16 protein-coding genes are annotated in these 16,900 nt (G+C 63.4%); 7 read left to right on the forward strand and 9 right to left on the reverse strand.

Translation table 11 applies throughout. The features are described 5' to 3' along the window. Positions 1-24 precede the first annotated feature (24 nt). The 3 genes from OO730_RS10610 (at position 25) to OO730_RS10620 (ending at position 6,400) form a co-directional block, all read left to right on the forward strand. Positions 25-1,389 (forward strand): protein kinase domain-containing protein, encoded by a 1,365-nt coding sequence (locus tag OO730_RS10610; RefSeq protein ID WP_264981440.1) that lies wholly within the window; start codon positions 25-27, stop codon positions 1,387-1,389. A gap of 267 nt (positions 1,390-1,656) precedes the next feature. Continuing rightward, on the forward strand, positions 1,657-3,639 hold the full coding sequence (gene acs, locus OO730_RS10615; protein ID WP_264981441.1) for an acetate--CoA ligase: 1,983 nt from the start codon (positions 1,657-1,659) through the stop codon (positions 3,637-3,639). Positions 3,640-3,907: 268 nt separating this feature from the next. Next, entirely contained in the window at positions 3,908-6,400 is a 2,493-nt protein-coding gene (locus OO730_RS10620; RefSeq protein WP_264981442.1) for an ATP-binding protein, read from the forward strand. Positions 6,401-6,461: 61 nt separating this feature from the next. On the opposite strand, the gene OO730_RS10625 is transcribed toward OO730_RS10620, so the two are convergent. Together OO730_RS10625 and OO730_RS10630 are read right to left on the reverse strand one after the other, a co-directional pair. Continuing rightward, the gene (locus OO730_RS10625; RefSeq protein ID WP_264981443.1) at positions 6,462-6,719 is read right to left on the reverse strand and encodes an EF-hand domain-containing protein; all 258 of its coding nucleotides are present in this window, start codon (positions 6,717-6,719) and stop codon (positions 6,462-6,464) included. A gap of 19 nt (positions 6,720-6,738) precedes the next feature. Next, positions 6,739-7,029 carry a metal-sensitive transcriptional regulator gene (locus OO730_RS10630; protein WP_264981444.1) on the reverse strand — a complete coding sequence of 97 codons (291 nt, stop codon included), beginning with the start codon at positions 7,027-7,029 and terminating at the stop codon, positions 6,739-6,741. A 103-nt stretch (positions 7,030-7,132) separates the two neighbouring features. Here OO730_RS10630 and OO730_RS10635 point away from each other — a divergent pair, with 103 nt between their 5' ends. Continuing rightward, positions 7,133-7,747 carry a TorD/DmsD family molecular chaperone gene (locus OO730_RS10635; protein WP_264981445.1) on the forward strand — a complete coding sequence of 205 codons (615 nt, stop codon included), beginning with the start codon at positions 7,133-7,135 and terminating at the stop codon, positions 7,745-7,747. Here OO730_RS10635 and OO730_RS16260 read toward each other — a convergent pair. The 6 genes from OO730_RS16260 to OO730_RS10670 form a co-directional block, all read right to left on the reverse strand. Further along, positions 7,744-8,751 carry a rhodanese-like domain-containing protein gene (locus OO730_RS16260; protein WP_271121215.1) on the reverse strand — a complete coding sequence of 336 codons (1,008 nt, stop codon included), beginning with the start codon at positions 8,749-8,751 and terminating at the stop codon, positions 7,744-7,746. The two genes, OO730_RS10635 and OO730_RS16260, sit on opposite strands and share 4 nt — an antisense overlap. Before the next feature lie 42 nt (positions 8,752-8,793). Next, positions 8,794-9,891, reverse strand: coding sequence for a rhodanese-like domain-containing protein (locus OO730_RS10650; protein ID WP_264981448.1), 1,098 nt, complete (start codon positions 9,889-9,891; stop codon positions 8,794-8,796). Positions 9,892-9,974: 83 nt separating this feature from the next. Further along, a complete protein-coding gene (locus OO730_RS10655) occupies positions 9,975-10,691 on the reverse strand; it encodes a formate dehydrogenase subunit gamma (RefSeq protein WP_264981449.1) in 717 nt (238 codons plus the stop codon). Further along, positions 10,684-11,421, reverse strand: a complete 738-nt coding sequence (locus OO730_RS10660) for a 4Fe-4S dicluster domain-containing protein (RefSeq protein WP_264981450.1) — start codon at positions 11,419-11,421, stop codon at positions 10,684-10,686. Before OO730_RS10660 ends, OO730_RS10655 begins: the two co-directional genes overlap by 8 nt. Next, positions 11,421-13,592, reverse strand: coding sequence for a molybdopterin-containing oxidoreductase family protein (locus tag OO730_RS10665; protein ID WP_264984157.1), 2,172 nt, complete (start codon positions 13,590-13,592; stop codon positions 11,421-11,423). Before OO730_RS10665 ends, OO730_RS10660 begins: the two co-directional genes overlap by 1 nt. A gap of 175 nt (positions 13,593-13,767) precedes the next feature. Then, positions 13,768-14,091: a c-type cytochrome gene (locus tag OO730_RS10670; RefSeq protein WP_264981451.1), complete on the reverse strand. Its 324-nt coding sequence runs from the start codon at positions 14,089-14,091 to the stop codon at positions 13,768-13,770. 224 nt (positions 14,092-14,315) lie between these two features. On the opposite strand from OO730_RS10670, the gene OO730_RS10675 reads away from it, so the two are divergent. Beyond that, a complete protein-coding gene (locus OO730_RS10675; RefSeq protein WP_264981452.1) occupies positions 14,316-14,792 on the forward strand; it encodes a FecR family protein in 477 nt (158 codons plus the stop codon). Positions 14,793-14,801: 9 nt separating this feature from the next. Next, positions 14,802-15,374, forward strand: a complete 573-nt coding sequence (locus tag OO730_RS10680) for an OmpA family protein (protein ID WP_264981453.1) — start codon at positions 14,802-14,804, stop codon at positions 15,372-15,374. Positions 15,375-15,377: 3 nt separating this feature from the next. Here the strand turns inward: OO730_RS10680 and OO730_RS10685 are convergent, their stop codons facing one another. Beyond that, the gene (locus OO730_RS10685; RefSeq protein WP_264981454.1) at positions 15,378-16,103 is read right to left on the reverse strand and encodes a metallophosphoesterase family protein; all 726 of its coding nucleotides are present in this window, start codon (positions 16,101-16,103) and stop codon (positions 15,378-15,380) included. A gap of 108 nt (positions 16,104-16,211) precedes the next feature. Here OO730_RS10685 and OO730_RS10690 point away from each other — a divergent pair, with 108 nt between their 5' ends. Next, positions 16,212-16,844 (forward strand): lactate utilization protein, encoded by a 633-nt coding sequence (locus OO730_RS10690; RefSeq protein ID WP_264981455.1) that lies wholly within the window; start codon positions 16,212-16,214, stop codon positions 16,842-16,844. Positions 16,845-16,900 lie beyond the last annotated feature (56 nt).

Genomic DNA, 16,900 nt, shown 5'->3' on the forward strand with positions numbered 1-16,900 from the left:
CGGACCTTGGGCTATCGTCCGCCCATGCATATAGGTAGGTACGAAATTCGCGGACTGCTCGGCAGGGGCGGCATGGGCGCGGTCTACAAGGCGGCCATGCCCGTGACCGGCCGCATCGTGGCCCTGAAGGTGCTCAAGGCGGCGGAGATCATGGAGGACCTGGTGGGCGAGGAAGCCCTCAGGGAGATGTTCTTCAAGGAGGCCGCGGCCATGGCCTCCATCAGCCACGCCAACGTGGCCGCCATCCTGGACGTGGACCAGGGCGGGGAGGACTCGCCGCCGCATTTCACCATGGAGTATTACTGCGGCAACCTCGGCGTGCTCATGGGCGAGACCTACGAGGTGGAGAAGCCCTCCCGACGGCTGGGGGTGGAAGCCTCCCTGCACGTGGCCCGGGAGATGCTGTCCGGCCTGGACCGGCTCCACTACGAGGGCATCGTGCACCGCGACGTGAAGCCGTTCAACGTCATGCTGGCCGAGGACGAGGGCGGCACCGGAACGGTCAAGCTCATCGACTTCGGCCTGTCCAAGCTGCGCGGGGAAACGCCTGTCCGGCACAAGGGCATGGTGGTGGGGTCGCCCTATTACACCGCGCCCGAGCAGGAGGCGGACCCGGACGCGGCAGACGCCCGCTCGGACATTTTCTCCGTGGGCGTGACCCTCTTCCGCATGCTCACCGGCATGCTCCCCGGCGAGGGGGCAAAGCGCCGGTCCGTCTGCGACATCCACGGCGACCTCGACTGCGGATGGGACGATTTCTTTGACCGCGCCCTGGCCCCGGCCCCGGCGGACCGGTTTTCGGATGCCATGGACATGATCAAAGCCGTTGACCGGCTGGAGGCGGACTGGCGGGCGAAGAAGGACGCCACCTGCTCGGCGGCGGACCTTTTGTTCGAGCCGGAGCGCCACGCCCCGGACTGGCGGCCCCGCTCCGAACCCATCAAGGTGAATTCCAAGTCAGCCCGCGCCTACTTCGACCTGGACGAGCTGTGGCGGCCCAACGAGTACGGGTTCGCCCGCTTCGAGGACAGGGGCGACGGCGTGGTCCGCGACACGGTCACCGGCCTGGCCTGGGAAAAGTTCGGCTCCCGCTACCCCCTGACCTGGGAGCGCGCCCACGCCCATGTGGCCCGGCTGAACAGGAACGGATACGCGGGCCGGTCGGACTGGCGGCTGCCCACCGTCGACGAGCTGACCACGCTCTTCACGGGCCGCACCGAGCCGGGCGAGTTCTGCATGGAACCCGCCTTTGACCCGCGCAAGTCCCGCCTCTGGTCGGCCGACGCCAAGGCGTTCACCGCGGCCTGGTACGCTGACGCCGAACTCGGTTTCGTCTGGTGGCAGGACCGCACCTGCCGGTTCTTTGCAAGGGCGGTGTGCGGGGCCTGAGGTATCCTTTGCCATTAGTGGAGCGAACGTAACCGTTTACCGGTGGAGACCGTGCGGCTGCAGACTGATTCGCCGTTCACCGGGCGATATCTGACCGTTCACGGAAAAAGGGACGCCATCCCGGTTCGCTTCCAATACTGATTGTCGTGTCAGCCGCGACACAAATCATGTGGGGGCGCGGCAGGCCAAGACGATAGAGAGGATTGCGGTCCGTTCGCGGACGGATATTTCACAGAGACGTCAACGCAAGATCAGGAGAATCCCGAGATGAGCGAAGAGAAAAAAATCGAAAGCATGCAAAAAGAGGGGCAGATTTTCCAGCCGGACACCTCCATGCAGGCCCAGGCCTGGGTCAAGGACATGGATGCCTACAAGGCTGCCAACGAAAGGGCGCTCAACGACCCCGAAGGGTACTGGGGCGACCGCGCCAATGAACTGTTGGATTGGTTCAAGCCTTTCGACAAGGTTCTCGAAGCCGACTACGACAAGCCCGAATTCAAGTGGTACGAGGGCGGCAAGACCAACGTGGCCTACAACTGCCTGGACCGCCACCTGAAGAACGGCCGCCGCAACAAGGCCGCCATCGTCTGGCAGGGCGAGCCCGAAGAGGACACCAAGGTCTACACCTATCAGATGCTGCACACCGAGGTCTGCCGCTTCGCCAACGTTCTCAAGAAGAAGGGCGTCAGGAAGGGCGACCGGGTTTCCATCTACATGCCCATGATCCCCGAGCTGGCCATCGCCATGCTCGCCTGCGCCCGCATCGGCGCACCTCACTCCATCGTCTTCGCCGGTTTCTCCTCCATCGCCCTCCAGTCGCGCATCGAGGACGCCGACGCCAAGGTGTTGGTCACCGCCGACGCCGTCCTGCGCGCAGGCAAGACCATCCCGCTCAAGCCCAACGCCGACGAGGCCCTCAAGGACTGCCCCTCCGTGGAGCAGTGCATCGTGGTCAAGCGCGGCGGCAACGACGTCGACATGGTCGAAGGCCGCGACTCCTGGTGGCATGACGAGATGGCCGCCGAGGACATCACCTCCAATTGCCCCTGCGAGGAGATGGAATCCGAAGATCCCCTGATCATTCTTTACACCTCCGGTTCCACCGGCAAGCCCAAGGGCGTGCTGCACTCCACCGCCGGCTACCACACCTATGTGGCCCACACCACCCAGTACGTGTTCGACGTGAAGGACGACGACGTCTACTGGTGCACGGCCGACATCGGCTGGATCACCGGCCATTCCTACATCGTGTACGGCCCGCTGGCGCTGGGCGCCACCTCGGTCATGTTCGAGGGCGTGCCGAGCTATCCCAAGCCGGACCGCTTCTGGCAGATCGTGGACAAGTTCAAGGTCAACATCTTCTACACCGCGCCGACCGTCATCCGCGCCCTCATGCGTGAAGGCGAGGAATGGACCAAAAAATACGACCTTTCCTCCCTGCGCCTGCTCGGTTCGGTGGGCGAGCCCATCAACCCGGAAGCCTGGCTCTGGTATCACAACAACATCGGCGGCGGCAGGCTGCCCATCGTGGACACCTGGTGGCAGACCGAGACCGGCGGGATCATGATTTCCGCCCTGCCTTACGCCACCCCGCTCAAGCCCGGCTCGGCCACCCTGCCGCTGCCCGGCATCTCCGCCAAGATCGTTCGCCGCGACGGTTCGCCCGCCGCCGCCAACGAGGGCGGCCACCTGATCATCGACAAGCCGTGGCCCGGCATGCTCCGCAACGTCTGGGGCAACCCCGAGCGCTACAAGTCCACCTACTTCGCCGGGTTCCCCGGAGCCTACGAGGCCGGTGACGGCGCGCGCGTCGACGAGGACGGCTACTTCTGGATCATGGGTCGGCTGGACGACGTCATCAACGTGTCCGGCCACCGCATGGGCACCGCAGAGATCGAGTCCGCCCTGGTGGCGCACCAGGACGTGGCCGAGGCCGCGGTTGTGGGCATGCCCCACGAGATCAAGGGCGAGACCATCTACGCCTACGTCACCCTCAAGTCCGGCATCGAGCCGACCGACGACATGATCAAGGAGCTCAAGGTCTGGGTGCGCAAGGAGATCGGTCCCATCGCCACCCCCGAGTTCATCCAGTTCGCCGACGGGCTGCCCAAGACCCGGTCCGGCAAGATCATGCGCCGCGTGCTGCGCAAGATCGTCGAGGGTTCCGACGAGTTCGGCGACACCTCCACCCTGGCCGATCCGTCCGTGGTCACCGATCTGGTGGAAGGCAACAAGGACCTGGTCGGTTAACCGGTTTTCCGGGGAATCTGAAAAGCAACACAGGGCCGACATGGGAGACCATGTCGGCCCTGACGTATTTCGGGAGCTTGATTGTTCCGGCCGCTGCCTGTACCGATATCCCATCCGGACTTATCCGCAACAACCTGTCACTGTTCCGTTTTCGGGATGTTTCACAACCTGGAGCGGAGCCTTTTTTAAGGGTTAGCGCATAATAAACGGGTTGTTTTTTTTCAGGATTTCTGCACTGTGTCCCTATTGCCGACTGGAAGGGAGCGTCATGAGGGGAAGAGATGGGGTATTCATCGCCGGTATTCCGGCATTGATGATGGCGTTGTGCGCCATGTGCCTTGTCCTGCTCGCGCCCGCGCCCGCACACGCCGCCCATGGAAAGGGCGGCCACCTGATTGCCGTGGTTCTCAAGGATTTCCCCCCGCTGTATATCTCCGACGACGAAGGCGGGCATTCCGGTTTTGCCATCGACGTCCTGGTGGAAGTGGCCGAACGGACGGGCCTCCGCTATGAGTTGCTGGAGGTGGAAAACTGGGGCGAGGCCATGAGCGCGCTGGAAACCGGGCGGGGGGATTTCATCCCCGGCATCGGCATCAGCCAGGCGCGGCAGGAGCGGTTCATCTTTTCCGATGTCTTCGAGACCATTCCCGTGGTCTGCTTCGTCCGGAACGAGACCTATGACATAGGCGGCATAGACGACCTGCCGGGCCGCCGCACGGCGGTCATGGACCGCAGCGCTGCCCAGACCGTGCTCGGCAAGACCGCGGGCATGCTCCTCACGCCGTACAACACCATTGACGAGGCCCTGTTCAGCCTGCTCGCGGGCAAGGTGGACGCCTTTGTCTTTCCCGAATACGTCCTGAAGCGCAAGGCCCGGGAAATCGGGGTCGAGGATCAGATCAAGGTGGTGGGCGAACCGCTCATCGAGCTCAAGCGCGGCTATCTGTTCCGGAGGGACGAAGCGCCCCTGCGCGACAGGGTCAACGAGGCGCTGCGCGACTTTGTGGGTTCTCCGGAATACAATGAGATTTTTGCCCGCTGGTGGTTCAAGCCCGCTCCTTTCTGGACCATCTGGCGGGTGTCCCTGGCCGCAGCCTTCCTGCTTGTCCTGACCATGGTCTCCTTTGCCGTCTGGCGCTGGCAGACCGTCTCGGCCCTGAACAGGCGGCTCAACCGGACCATGGAGGAGCGGCTGTTGGCGCAGAACCGGCTGGAGGCGAGCGAGCGGCTGCTGAACAAGGCCCAGGAGTTGACCACGGTGGGCAGCTTCGAGCGGGACCTGTCCACCGGAAAGGGATACTGGTCCGATGCCCTGTTCAAGATTCTCGGCTATCCGCCTGCCGGGGAGTCTCCCTCGGAGGCCGCGTTCATCGAGCACATCCATCCCGAGGACAGGACGCGGTACCGGCATGGCATCGAAAGCGCAACGCCGGAATATCCAAACGACTTTTTCGAATTTCGCTTCAAGCCGCTCGGCAGTGACGAATACCGTTTTGCCACCTGTCTTTTCTCCTACGAGTTCGCACCGGACGGCACTCCCCTGAAGCGGATCGGGGCCATCCAGGACATCACGGATCGGAAGGCCATCGAGAAGCAGCTGCGCGAGGCCAAGGACAAGGCGGAGGCGGCCAACCACGCCAAGAGCGAATTCCTGGCCAACATGAGTCACGAGTTGCGTACGCCTCTCAACGGGGCCATGGGCATGCTCCAGCTCATGAAGATGGAGCGGCTCGACCCGGAGCACCGGGACTACGTCAGGACAGCCCTGGCTTCCTGTCGGAACCTGACGACCCTGATCAACGACATCCTCGACCTGTCCAAGGTGGAGGCCAACAAGCTCGTGCTGTCCATGGTCGATTTCAACCCGGCCGAGTTGGTGGAATCCGTGCGCGAGACCTTTGTCATGCTGGCCGCCGAGAAACGGATCGGGCTCGAGTTCTCCATTGCCGACGACCTCCCGGAATGCGTGGTCGGCGACCCGGCCCGGCTCAGGCAGGTGCTTTTCAACCTGGTGGGCAACGCCATCAAGTTCACGGAGATGGGATCGGTGTCCGTGGAGGTGTTCAGCCTGGCCCGCGACGAAAGGGGCATGTGCAGGTTGCTTTTTTCGGTCAGGGACACCGGCATCGGCGTGCCCGACGACATGGTGGATCGCATCTTCGGCCCGTTCACCCAGGTGGACGGGGCCTATACGCGGCGGTTCCAGGGAACGGGGCTGGGGCTGCACATCGTCAAGCGGCTGGTGTCCCTCATGGGCGGCAACATTTCCATCGAATCCATGCAGGACAGGGGGACCACGGTCCACGTCACGCTCTCTTTCATGGTGGTGGGCCGTCCGGATCCCCTGTTGCCGAAGCCGCCCCGGTCGCTGTCTTCCTCCTCCACGCCGCGCCATATCCTCATCGTGGAGGACGAGCGCGTGAACCTGCTCACCATCTCCCGGTTCGTGGAGCGGCTGGGCCACCGCCACACCTGCGCCGTCAACGGGCTTGAAGCGGTGCGCATCATGCAGGAGAAGAATATCGACATGGTGCTCATGGACGTCCAGATGCCGGTCATGAACGGCATCGAGGCGACCCGGGCCATCCGCGAGCTCGACACCCTGGGGCCCAGGCGGGACGTGCCCATCATCGCCTTGACCGCCCACGCCATGAGCGGCGACAGGGAGGCCTTCCTGGCCGAGGGCATGAGCGGTTACCTGGCCAAGCCCGTGTCCCTGGAAGAGCTGGAGACCATGCTGGCCGAGTTCTTCAACCCGTAGGCCACGAAAAAACCGCCGTCCCGGTCCGGAACGACGGTTTTTCCACCGGCCCCTCGGCGGGTCAGTGTGTTTCTTCGAATCCCTGGCTTTCCTTGTACGCTTCCCACTCTTCGTGGTCCACGGCGCCGTCCTTGTCGGTGTCGGCCTTTTCGAAAACCGTCACGTCGCCCCCGGAAAAGGCGACCAGGAACTCGCCCTTCGACATGACGCCGTTCTGATCGGCGTCCAGGGAGTTGAAGCAGACGTTGTAATTGGTTCCGGCTATGGCCGGGCGGCACAACAAGAGCACCAGCGCCACGGCGAACAGAATCTTCCTCATTGACTTCTCCATGCTGAAATTATCCTTCGATGAACCCTGTCACGACCCTGATGAACTTGTCCAGGGCCTCCTTGGAGTCGGTCCCGTCTTCCACGGATTCGGCGTAGCATCGAAGCAGGTATCGTTTCAGGATAAGCTTGTTGGCGGATTGCAGGGCGCTGCGCACGGCCCTGACCTGGACCAGGATGTCCTGGCACTCCTTGCCCGCCTCGATCATGCCCTGAATGCCGCGAACCTGTCCCTCGATGCGTTTCATGCGGGAGAGGACGTTTTTCTTGATTTTTTCCTCTTCGCTCATAGTGTCGGTCATATCCATTCTCCTTGACCCCTTTACAGGTTCCCGTTGCCCTGGGCGGGTCTTTACCCTACTATCGTAGGGTATTCATCCGCAGCCGACACGGGGGTTTTGATTTATGCCGATCGCCGATTCCAAAATCGTTCTTCTCAAAGCCATCGAGCTGTGCGTGGCCGTATTCCGCGGCCCCGGCGCATCGCTCTGGGCGGCTATGACCGATTCAGGAGTGCCCGAACTCCTTACCAGTGTCCAGCACTATTCAGGCCTCCCGGTCGAGCCGCTCAGCCGCCTCCGGGAAGGGCTGGCAGGGTGCGACGGCGACTTCGACACCCTGGAAACGGAATACGTCCGCCTCTTCATCGCCGGTCCCGGCGGCGTCCCGGCGCCGCTGTACGAGTCCTGCCATCTCGGCGGCGGGTCCCGGACCATGGGACGCCCCGCCCTGGACATGCGGGACAGGTTGGCCGCCGCAGGGCTGGCCGTGGACCTCGATTCCAACGAGCCGCCCGACCACCTGGCCATCGAGCTCGAATACCTCTACCACCTGCTGGCGCTGGGCTGGTCCGGCGACGAACCGGCCCGGGCCGATGAGGGGGTCGAATTCGCAACGTCCGTCATGCTCCCGTGGGTGCGCCGTTTTCGCGACGCCCTGGCCGGGAGCGATCCCCACCCGGTGTTCATGGCCGGAGCCGACCTGGCCGTCGGCGTGCTCGAGTCCGTGCCTCACGCCTAGTCCGTGGTCTCGGCCCGGATGACTGCGGCCTTGAGCACGTTCAGGAATTTTTCGTCCGGCTTGAAATAGCCCCGCCGGATCAGTTCGATGGTCCAACTCCCGTCTCCCTCGGCCCGGACCAGGTAGGCCAACGGCAACTCGGCCTGGCCCAGGCATTCGAATATCTGCCCGTCCTTGTCCGAGAAGAGCGGGTAGGCCACTTCGTAGTGCTTCCTGAACCGGACCACGGCCTGGTTGGAATCGTACACGCCCAGGCCGATGATCTTGAGCCGACCGGCGAGGACCGGGTCCGCCTCCACCTGCTTGAAGAACCGTGACAGCATCTTGGTCTCGGCCACGCAGTCGTTGCACAGTGTGTTGTACAGCTGGATGAGCACGAACCGTGCGGACAGCTCGCCCAGTTCCAGCCACTTGGCGTTGTCGGGAAGATTGAGATACTCCCTGTCCGCGTCGCCGCTCAGGACCGCCACCCGGCAGGTGGGGAAGGAGTCGCCCACGGCCAGCACGTGCCGCTCTTCGGTCCTGCCTTCCACCAGCTCGGGATGGGCCGTCTTCCAGCCATGGAAGCCCGCCGGGTATCTGAGCACGTTGGTGTATCCCAGCCGCGCCGCCCACCGGGCGGCGATGGAGCTGCGCAGTCACCTGAAGCTCCGACAGTAGATGACCACGGGCCGCGCCGTGTCCGGTCCCAGCAGTTCCCGGATTTCCTGCTGCTTGGCCTCGGGCAGGCCCAAACGGTCGCCCAGGTCGAATTCCATGTTCACGGCCCCGGGGATGTGCCCGGCTGCGAACTCGTAGTCCGCCCGCGCGTCGAGGATCAGCGGGGCGTCCCCGCTCCGGACCCGGTCGCCCAGGGTCGCGTCGTCGATGAGCCCGTATCCGTCGCGTTCGGCCTCGGCCTTGGCCGACGCCCACCAGACCTCGTTCTCGTCGGCGGCGGACGGGACGGCGGAAAAGGCAAAGGCGAGGAGCAGACATGCCATCAATATGATTTTCTTGCGCATAATGCTCCCCGCCCTGTTAACGGTGTTCTGGTCCGGCCCGAACTACTTGTTGGGATGGACCTCGTAGGTGTTGTCTTCGTTGAAGTCGTTGGTGGCCTCAAGGTAGAAGACGTTCTTGGCGTCCGGGAACTTGTCCAGGAACAGGTAGTAGGCCTCGCCCGCCCTGGCGCCGGTGGCGCAGGAGAAGACGATGGGCTTGTCCGTGGGGATGTCGGCACCCTTCTTGTCGACCATGTCCACCGGCATGTTGATGGCGGTGGGGAAGTGGCCCATGGCGAATTCCTCGGGATCGCGCACGTCGATCAGGGTGATGGACGACGGGTTCTCCTTGAGGGTCTTCATGAACCACTCGGCGTCCACGGCCCCTTCGGCCTCGCCCGCCTTGACCGCGACGTCGGCCGCGCCGAACATTTCCTTCCAGCCGGGGTAACCGGCTTCGGCGACCACGACCTTCTTGTAGCCCAGGGCCCGGGCCTTGACAGCGGACTTGTGGGACAGGGCGCACTTGTAGCCGCCGCAGTAGTAGACCAGGGTGGTGTTCACCTTGTCCACGGGCAGCATGCCGCGCTTTTCCGGAAACACGGAATCCGGGATGCCGATGGCGGACGGGATGGCCCCGTCAAGGTACTTCTTGTACGGGCGGGCATCGATCAGCATGTAGTTTTCGCCGCCGGTCAATTTGGCGTGGAGGTTCTCCAGGCCGATGGAGGTGTATGCGTGCCGCTTCTTGAAGTCCGGATAGCCCTCGGCATAGACCTTGACGTTGGTGTAGCCCATCTCCTCGGCCATGTAGGCGGACTTGTGGGACAGGGGGCAGGCCAGGCCGCCGCAATAGAAGATCAGCAGATCGTCCTTGTCGGCGGGCAGCTGGTCGGCCATCTTCTCGAACTGGCTGGCCGGGATGGACACCGCGGTCGGGATGTAACCGTCGACGTACTTGGGCTTGTAGGGCCTGGAGTCGATGATCATCACGCCCTTGGGCTTGGGCATCTTGGCGTACTTGGCCACGAAGTTGTAATCCACGATGGTGTGGTACTGCTTGAACTTGGGCTTCTTTGCCTCTTCGGCCACCGCCGGTCCGGCGAACGCCACCAGGGCGAAGACCAGCATCATGGCTGCTGCAATCATTTTCCTGTGCATGATACACTCCCTTCCTTGACTGTTGTTTGATCCCGGCCTCCCCTCAGAGGCCGGGGTTCCTCGTTTCGTATCTGCTCCGGGGGCTACTCACCCTCGGTCTTGACCTTGTTCCACCACAGGCGGTGGTGGTGCTTGGCGTAGTCGTCGGGCACCACGCCGGTGAACATGGACTTGAAGCCGGGCCGTTCCTCGGGCGAGATGGCGGCCATGTACACGTGGACCAGCAGGCCCGCGAAGACCAGCCCCACGGCGATGAAGTGCAGGGCGATGGACCAGCTGACCAGCACGGTGGCCTCGGCCCCGAAGCTCCGGTCGGACAGGTACATGATCACGCCGGTGACCGCGATGACGATGCCGCCGACCACGGACGCCTGGGCGAACGCCTTCTGGCCCATGTTGTAGTATCCCTGGTCCGGCAGCTCCGGGTCCATTCCGACCGCCTTGAGGGCCTTGGGCCCCAGCGTCATCAGGACCATCTTCTTGAGCATCCAGCCCATGTCCCGGGCCGGGCTGACCGCGAAGATCTCCGCCAGGAAGAATCTGGCTCCCCGGAAATTGATCAGCAGGTAGAAGACGAAGCCCGCGATCCAGATGAGCCCGAGGCCTTCATGGATGGCCAGCAGGTTCGCGCCGCCGCCCACCAGGGAGCGCAGCCCCTCTGGATAGCCCGAGCCGAACGGGTCGATGGCCGGGTGCTGGATCAGCCCCACGCCGGTCAGCAGGAGCAGTATCCAGCAGGCCGCATTGAACCAGTGGATGAAGATATCGGATTTGTCGTGCCGTTTGTGGAGCTTAGGCATCGGTGTCCTCCTTGTGGTCGCCGCTTCCGGCGATCAGCTGACGGCCGAGCATGGCCAGCACGCCCAGCCCGGACAGGCCGACCACGGCCTTCAGCAGCGGGGCGGTCTGCTTCATGGCGACCATGGAGGCGGGCACCACGGCCTCGCCGCCCCAGTCCGGGGTTCCGGGATCGCCGATGTAGAACATGTTGGGCTTGGTGTCGGTCCTGGCCGTCACGCGGGCCAGTTGGTCCTTGTTCTTCTGGTACAGCCGGCCCGCTTCGGATTCGGGGTCGTTGATGTCGCCGAAGACGCGCGCCTTGGTCGGACAGGTGTCCACGCAGGCCGGGGGTATCCCGGCGGCACGGCGTTCGGGACAGTAGTTGCACTTGTCGGCCTTGCGCTTTTCGGCGTTGCGGAAGCGCGCGCCGTAGGGACAGGCCGGGAGGCAGTTGCCGCAGCCGATGCACAGCCCGTGGTCGATGACCACTTCCCCGGTTGCCGGGTCCTTGTAGGTCGCACCGGTTGGGCAGGCGTCCACGCAGGTGGGGTTGTCGCAGTGCATGCACGCACCGGGCTGGAACTTGGCCTTGCCCGACGCCTTTCCGGGAACCGGGGCGTCGTCGGCCTGTTTGATCCAGTTGCGGAACTGGCCCTCGGGCACGGAGTTGGCGACCTTGCAGGCGGCCACGCAGGCCTTGCAGTCGATGCACTTGGCGGCATCGATGACCATTGCGAGTTGTTGTGCCATTACGCCACCTTCCTTGTTACGGAGACAAAGGTCGTGTGCATGGACGCGTTGCCGGTGACCGTGTCGTAGTCGTCGTCCAGCAGTTCGTTGATGGACGCGCCCACGTTGTGGGACAGGGTCTGCATGGTGGACAGGGTGTTGTAGCCCGAGAGCATGTACACCGTGTCCGTGCGGATTTTGTCCGTGACCTCTGCCGCAAGCTCCTGCCTGCCCACCGGGCTGGACACCTCGACCAGGTCCCCGTCGTTGATGCCGAGGCGCTTGGCGGACTCGGTGTTCAGCCACAGGGTATTGGCCGGGTTGAACTGGTGCAGCAGGGAGTTGTTGGCCGTGGAGGTCTGGGTGGTCAGGGCGTCGCGGCCCACCACCAGGCGGAACTGGTTTTTCGGGACCTTTGTCGGTTCGGTGTAGACGGGCATGGGGTCGAGGCCCATCTGCTCGTATCGCTGGTTGTACAGCTCGATCTTCTTGGAAAGGGTCTTGTAGATGCGGCCCTCGTAGATGCCGTAGACCTTGGACGGGTTGTAGTACACGCCGTCGCGGTCCATGACCTCCAGCGCCTCGGGGATATCGCGGGTCTGCTTCCTGCGGTATTCGTCGATGGTGAAGTCGAAGTATTCGCCCAGGTCCATCCTCCCGGCGATCCCCTTCATGACGTCGAACAGGGAGCGGGATTCGTACATGGGCTCGATGATCGGATCGCGCTTGACCACGCAGGCGCAGGCCACGGAGCCCTGGAGCCCGGAGCACGGGTCCGTGCGTTCCAGGTAGGACTGCGACGGCAGCACCAGGTCGGCCATCCAGGCGGTGTCGGACATGGCGATGTCCACCACGGTGACGAAGTCCATCTTGTTCATCATCTCGATGGTCTTCTTGCGGTTGGGGGCCGTGCCCATGGGGTTGGTCTTGTAGATGAACCAGCCGCGGATGGGGTACGGGTCGTCGGCCAGCACCGCGTCGCGGGTGACCAGGAAGGAGCCCTCGTGCTCGAACATCATGGGCACCTTGTGGGCGTCGATGCGGTCCTCCTGGTTCTCGTCGTACCAGGGGGCGTCATAGGGCACGCCCTTGAGCCCCACGGCGCGGGCCGCCAGCAGCCCGCCGGGCTTGTCCCAGTTGCCGAGCAGCCCGTTGACGATGGCGAACGCGCGTCGGATCTGGGTGGAGTTCTCGTAGTCCGAGGTGCGGCGGCCGGGGTAGATCATGGCCGCAGGGGCCGCAGCCGCCAGTTCGCGGGCGATGCGGGCGATGTCCTCGGCAGGGATGGAACACTGTTCGGCGGCAAAGCCGGGGGTGTATTGCTTGACGTGCTCGGCGAGCATCTCGATGCCGTAGGTCTTCTCCTCGATCCACTGCGGGTCGTAGAGTTTCTCGGCGATGATGACGTGCGCCAGGGCGAGCATGAAGGCCATGTCCGTGCCGGGACGCACCGGATACCATTCGTGGGACAGGGCCGCAGTCTTGGTGTAGCGCGGGTCGAGGGTGACCAGCTTGCAGCCGTTCTCGCGGATGGCGGTCATCAGGTCCATGGAGTCCGGGGTGACCAGCGCCTCGAAGCGGTTGGCCCCGGCCATGATGATGTACTTGGAGTTGAGTACGTCGGCAAAAGGCACCTCGCCGTAGGTGTCCAGGAAGGCCCTGTTGCCCGAGACCAGGCACAGGGATTCGTGCGAGGTGACGTTGAAGGAGCCGTAGACTTCGGCGAACCGGCCCACGAACTGGGAGTGCAGGTCGGTGCCGGCGGAGAAGAGATGGCCGCAGGGGGTATACTTGCTGCGGACCTCCTCCATCTTTTGGGCGGCCATGTCCAGGGCCTCGTCCCAGGGGATGCGCTGCCACTTGCCCTCGCCGCGCGCGCCCTTGCGGAGCAGGGGGTGCTTGAGGCGGTCGGGGTCGTAGACCTGGGCGATGCCCGCGTTGCCGCGCGCACAGAGCATGCCGCGCGACTTCAGGAATTTCGGGTTGGGGTCGAGTTTCTTGACGACTCCGTCTTCCACCCGTGCGATGAGGCCGCACTTGTTGAAGCAGATGTCGCAAGCTGAAAATTTGGAGTCCCAGGCAGGAGCGGGCACGGCCGCGTTCGCCTTTTTCAGGCCGCCCAGCAGGGCGGGACCGCCCAGGGCGCCGGCCGCCACAAGGCCGGAAGCCTTGAAAAAGTCGCGGCGGGACATGGTCTGTTTGGGATTCGACACGGATTACCTCCGGATTTCCGCTATGGTGCGCTGCCGTCGTATCCGACTGCACAGGTCTGGAAACGGCACGGTCGGCGGCGCGTTACGCCCCGGGGCTTGGCCCGAGGCAAACAAGCCGCACCGGCACCGTGCCGGCACGGCTTGCGTTACGCCATTAGGAGCACTTGGCCGGGGACGGGGAGTCCTTGGCGAAGTCGTGCAGATAGGTGAAGATGTCGTTCAGGTCCTTCTCGTTGACGGTCCAGTCGCCGGAACACTTGATCTTTCCGGTGTCGGCAAAGGTGGCCGTCCATTGGGCCTGGGTGCGGTCGGCCGGGCTCAGGTCGGGAGCGTCGGTGCCGTTGTGGCAGGACCGGCAGTTCTTGCGGTAGAGAAATTTACCCTTGCGGGCGTTGCCGCCGCCCATGGCGAAGGCCATGGATACGGCGAAAATCGTGATCAGTGCCGTTGCCACGGCCACGGTCAGCTTGCGGTTCATACTATCCTCCAGCTTGATATTGCGTTTCCAACACCTGTGACGATGCCTCAAACATATGCCCGCGGGGGCTTTTTTCAATTATAACCTGTACCCGGCATGGGCATCCTACGCCTCCCATATACCCATACCGGGTATAGGTGTCAACAGAAAACGGACAAAAATAATAGACGGGTACATGGGCAGGGTGAAATGTGAAAAACGTGAATCAAAATAGGGGGAATGAAATGATCTGCGCATACTCCGATGCCCGTGCCTCGTCGGTTTTTCTCGTACTGTTTCTGGCTCTGGTCCTGTTGATGCCGTCTGCCGCGAGGGCCGAAGACATGGCCGATGCCGTGGGCTCGGTGAAGACGGCAACCGGGCAGGCCTATGTCTGCCGGGGGACCGACCGGTTCTCGGCGAAGGTGGGCGACCATCTCTTCCAGGGCGATACCCTCGTCACCGCCGCAAGATCATCCATGGGAGTCATTTTCCGGGACGATACGATTCTCTCCCTGGGGTCCGGGTCCGAGATGGTCATCGACGAATTCGCCTTTGATCCGTCAAAGGAGTCCATGAAATTTCTGGTCAGGATGGGCAGGGGCACGGCGCAGTTCATCACCGGGCAGATGGCCAAGCTGTCCCCGGAGAACATGCACGTGGAAACGCCGCTTTCAACCATTGGAATCCGGGGTACCCGTTTTCTGGTCAAGGTCGATTAGGAGCCAGCCATGAAAAAGACATTCTCCTTCATTCTGTGTCTCCTGTTCCTGGCCGGATGCGGCCAGACCATCGTGCTCATGCCCAACCTTGACGGCTCGGTGGGCAGGATATCGGTCACCGCCAGGTCGGGCGAGACGGTCAACCTGGATCAGGCCAATCAGGCTGTTCGGGGCAAGGATGCCGTGTTCGTCATGACCGACGAAGAGGTGAAGGCCACCTTTGGCGAGGCCCTGGCCGCGCAGCCGATCCCCACGGCCCGGTATATCCTGTACTTCCTGATGGATTCGGACATGCTCACGAGCGAATCCGTCAAACTGTTTCCGGACATCATGAGGTCCTACGCGATCCGCCACTCCACCGACGTCTCGGTGGTCGGTCACTCGGACGCCGTGGGCGACGAGGAGTACAACTATAGGTTGTCGGTCAGGCGGGCGGAAAAGATAAAGCGGATGCTGGTGGACAACGGCATGGAACCGGACGCCATACAGACCACCTCTCACGGCGAGAACAATCCGTTGGTCCCGACCCCGGACGGCAAGGCCGAGCCGAGAAACCGGCGGGTGGAAGTGCTGGTCCGGTAAGCGTCACCAGAGGCGGTCTGCAAAGCCCCGGTGCAGGCCGGAGTGGGCGATGAGGTCGGCTGTTTTCCGGATGTCGTAGGGGACGGCGTGCAGGTCGATGACCTTTTTGTCCGTGTCGAAGATAAGATATTTCGCACGGTTGTCTCCGTCTCTCGGTTGGCCAACGGCTCCGACGTTGATCAGATGGCGGCAGTCCGGCTCTAGTTCGGTGGCGCCGACCTCCAGGGGGCGCTCCTCACATACCCCCCCCCGGTGCACGTACCGTTTCAGATCATGGGTGTGCCCCACGAAACAGATCGGCTCCGCAAAGTCGGCAAACACTTCGGCCATGCGGTGGCGGTGCCGCCACAGGTATTCGTTCACCGAGTCCGGGGGCATCCCGTGCACCATGCGGCAGCCGTGCGCGACAATGGATTTGTGCCGGGAGGTCAGCCAGTCATAGGTTTCACGGTCGATCGCCTCCCGGGTCCAGCGCAAGGCGTCGGCTGCGGGCTGGTTGAAGCGGCGCAGGTAATGGATGTTGATCAGCCCCTGCTCGTGGTTGCCCATGGTGCATTCCACGCCGCGTTCGCGCAGCAGGTCCACGCACTCCCGGGGCTGGGGCCCGTACCCGACCATGTCGCCCAGGCAGTAGGTCTCGGTCACGTCGCGCTTGTCGAGGTCCCTGAAGACTTCCTTCAGGGCTTCGAAGTTGCCGTGGATGTCGGACATGATGGCGATACGGGGCATGGCGCAACCCTACTCATTCGCCGCGTCCTCCGCAAGACGATGCGGGAAAATGCTTGCAATAACCCGTTGATTGCGGTGCAGTTCCCCGAACCTCAACCGGAGAAGCCCATGTACGCAGATGCCCTTCAGGAGACCGTTTCCGCCCTCACCGTCAACGGGTTCGAGGTCCATCAGGCAACCACGTCGGCCCATGCCGCAGACATCATCCTCAACCGGATCGTCCCGACCGTCGAGCCGGAGATAGTGTCCTTCGGCGACTCCATGACCCTCATGGAGACAGGGGTGCTCGACGCCTTCCGCAATGACCCGGCCATCAATTTCATCGACACCTTCGAGCAGGACGTGGACCGTTCGGAGATCATCGAGCGCCGTCGCCGGGCGCTGCTCTCCGACCTCTTCCTGACCGGGTCCAACGCGGTCACGCAAAACGGCAAGCTGGTCAACCTCGACATGGTCGGCAACCGCGTGGGCGGCATCGTGTTCGGTCCCAGGCACGTGGTCATCGCCGTGGGCGTGAACAAGATCGTGCCCGACGCCAACGCCGCCGTCCGCCGCATCCGCGAGGTCGCGGCCCCCAAAAACGCCCTGCGCCACAACGCAAAGACCCCGTGCGCCAAGACCGGACGGTGCATGGACTGCAAAAGCCCGGACCGCATCTGCAACGTCTGGACGATCACCGACAAGTCCTGGCCCAAGGGGCGCATCAAGGTCGTGCTGATCGATCAGGAGTTGGGGCTGTAGGGTGTGCGCGCATTCGCGTTCAGCATCATTCGTCATTCCTTCATCGTGTTCCGCCA

Source organism: Pseudodesulfovibrio portus, from assembly GCF_026000375.1.
GTDB lineage: Bacteria > Desulfobacterota > Desulfovibrionia > Desulfovibrionales > Desulfovibrionaceae > Pseudodesulfovibrio > Pseudodesulfovibrio portus.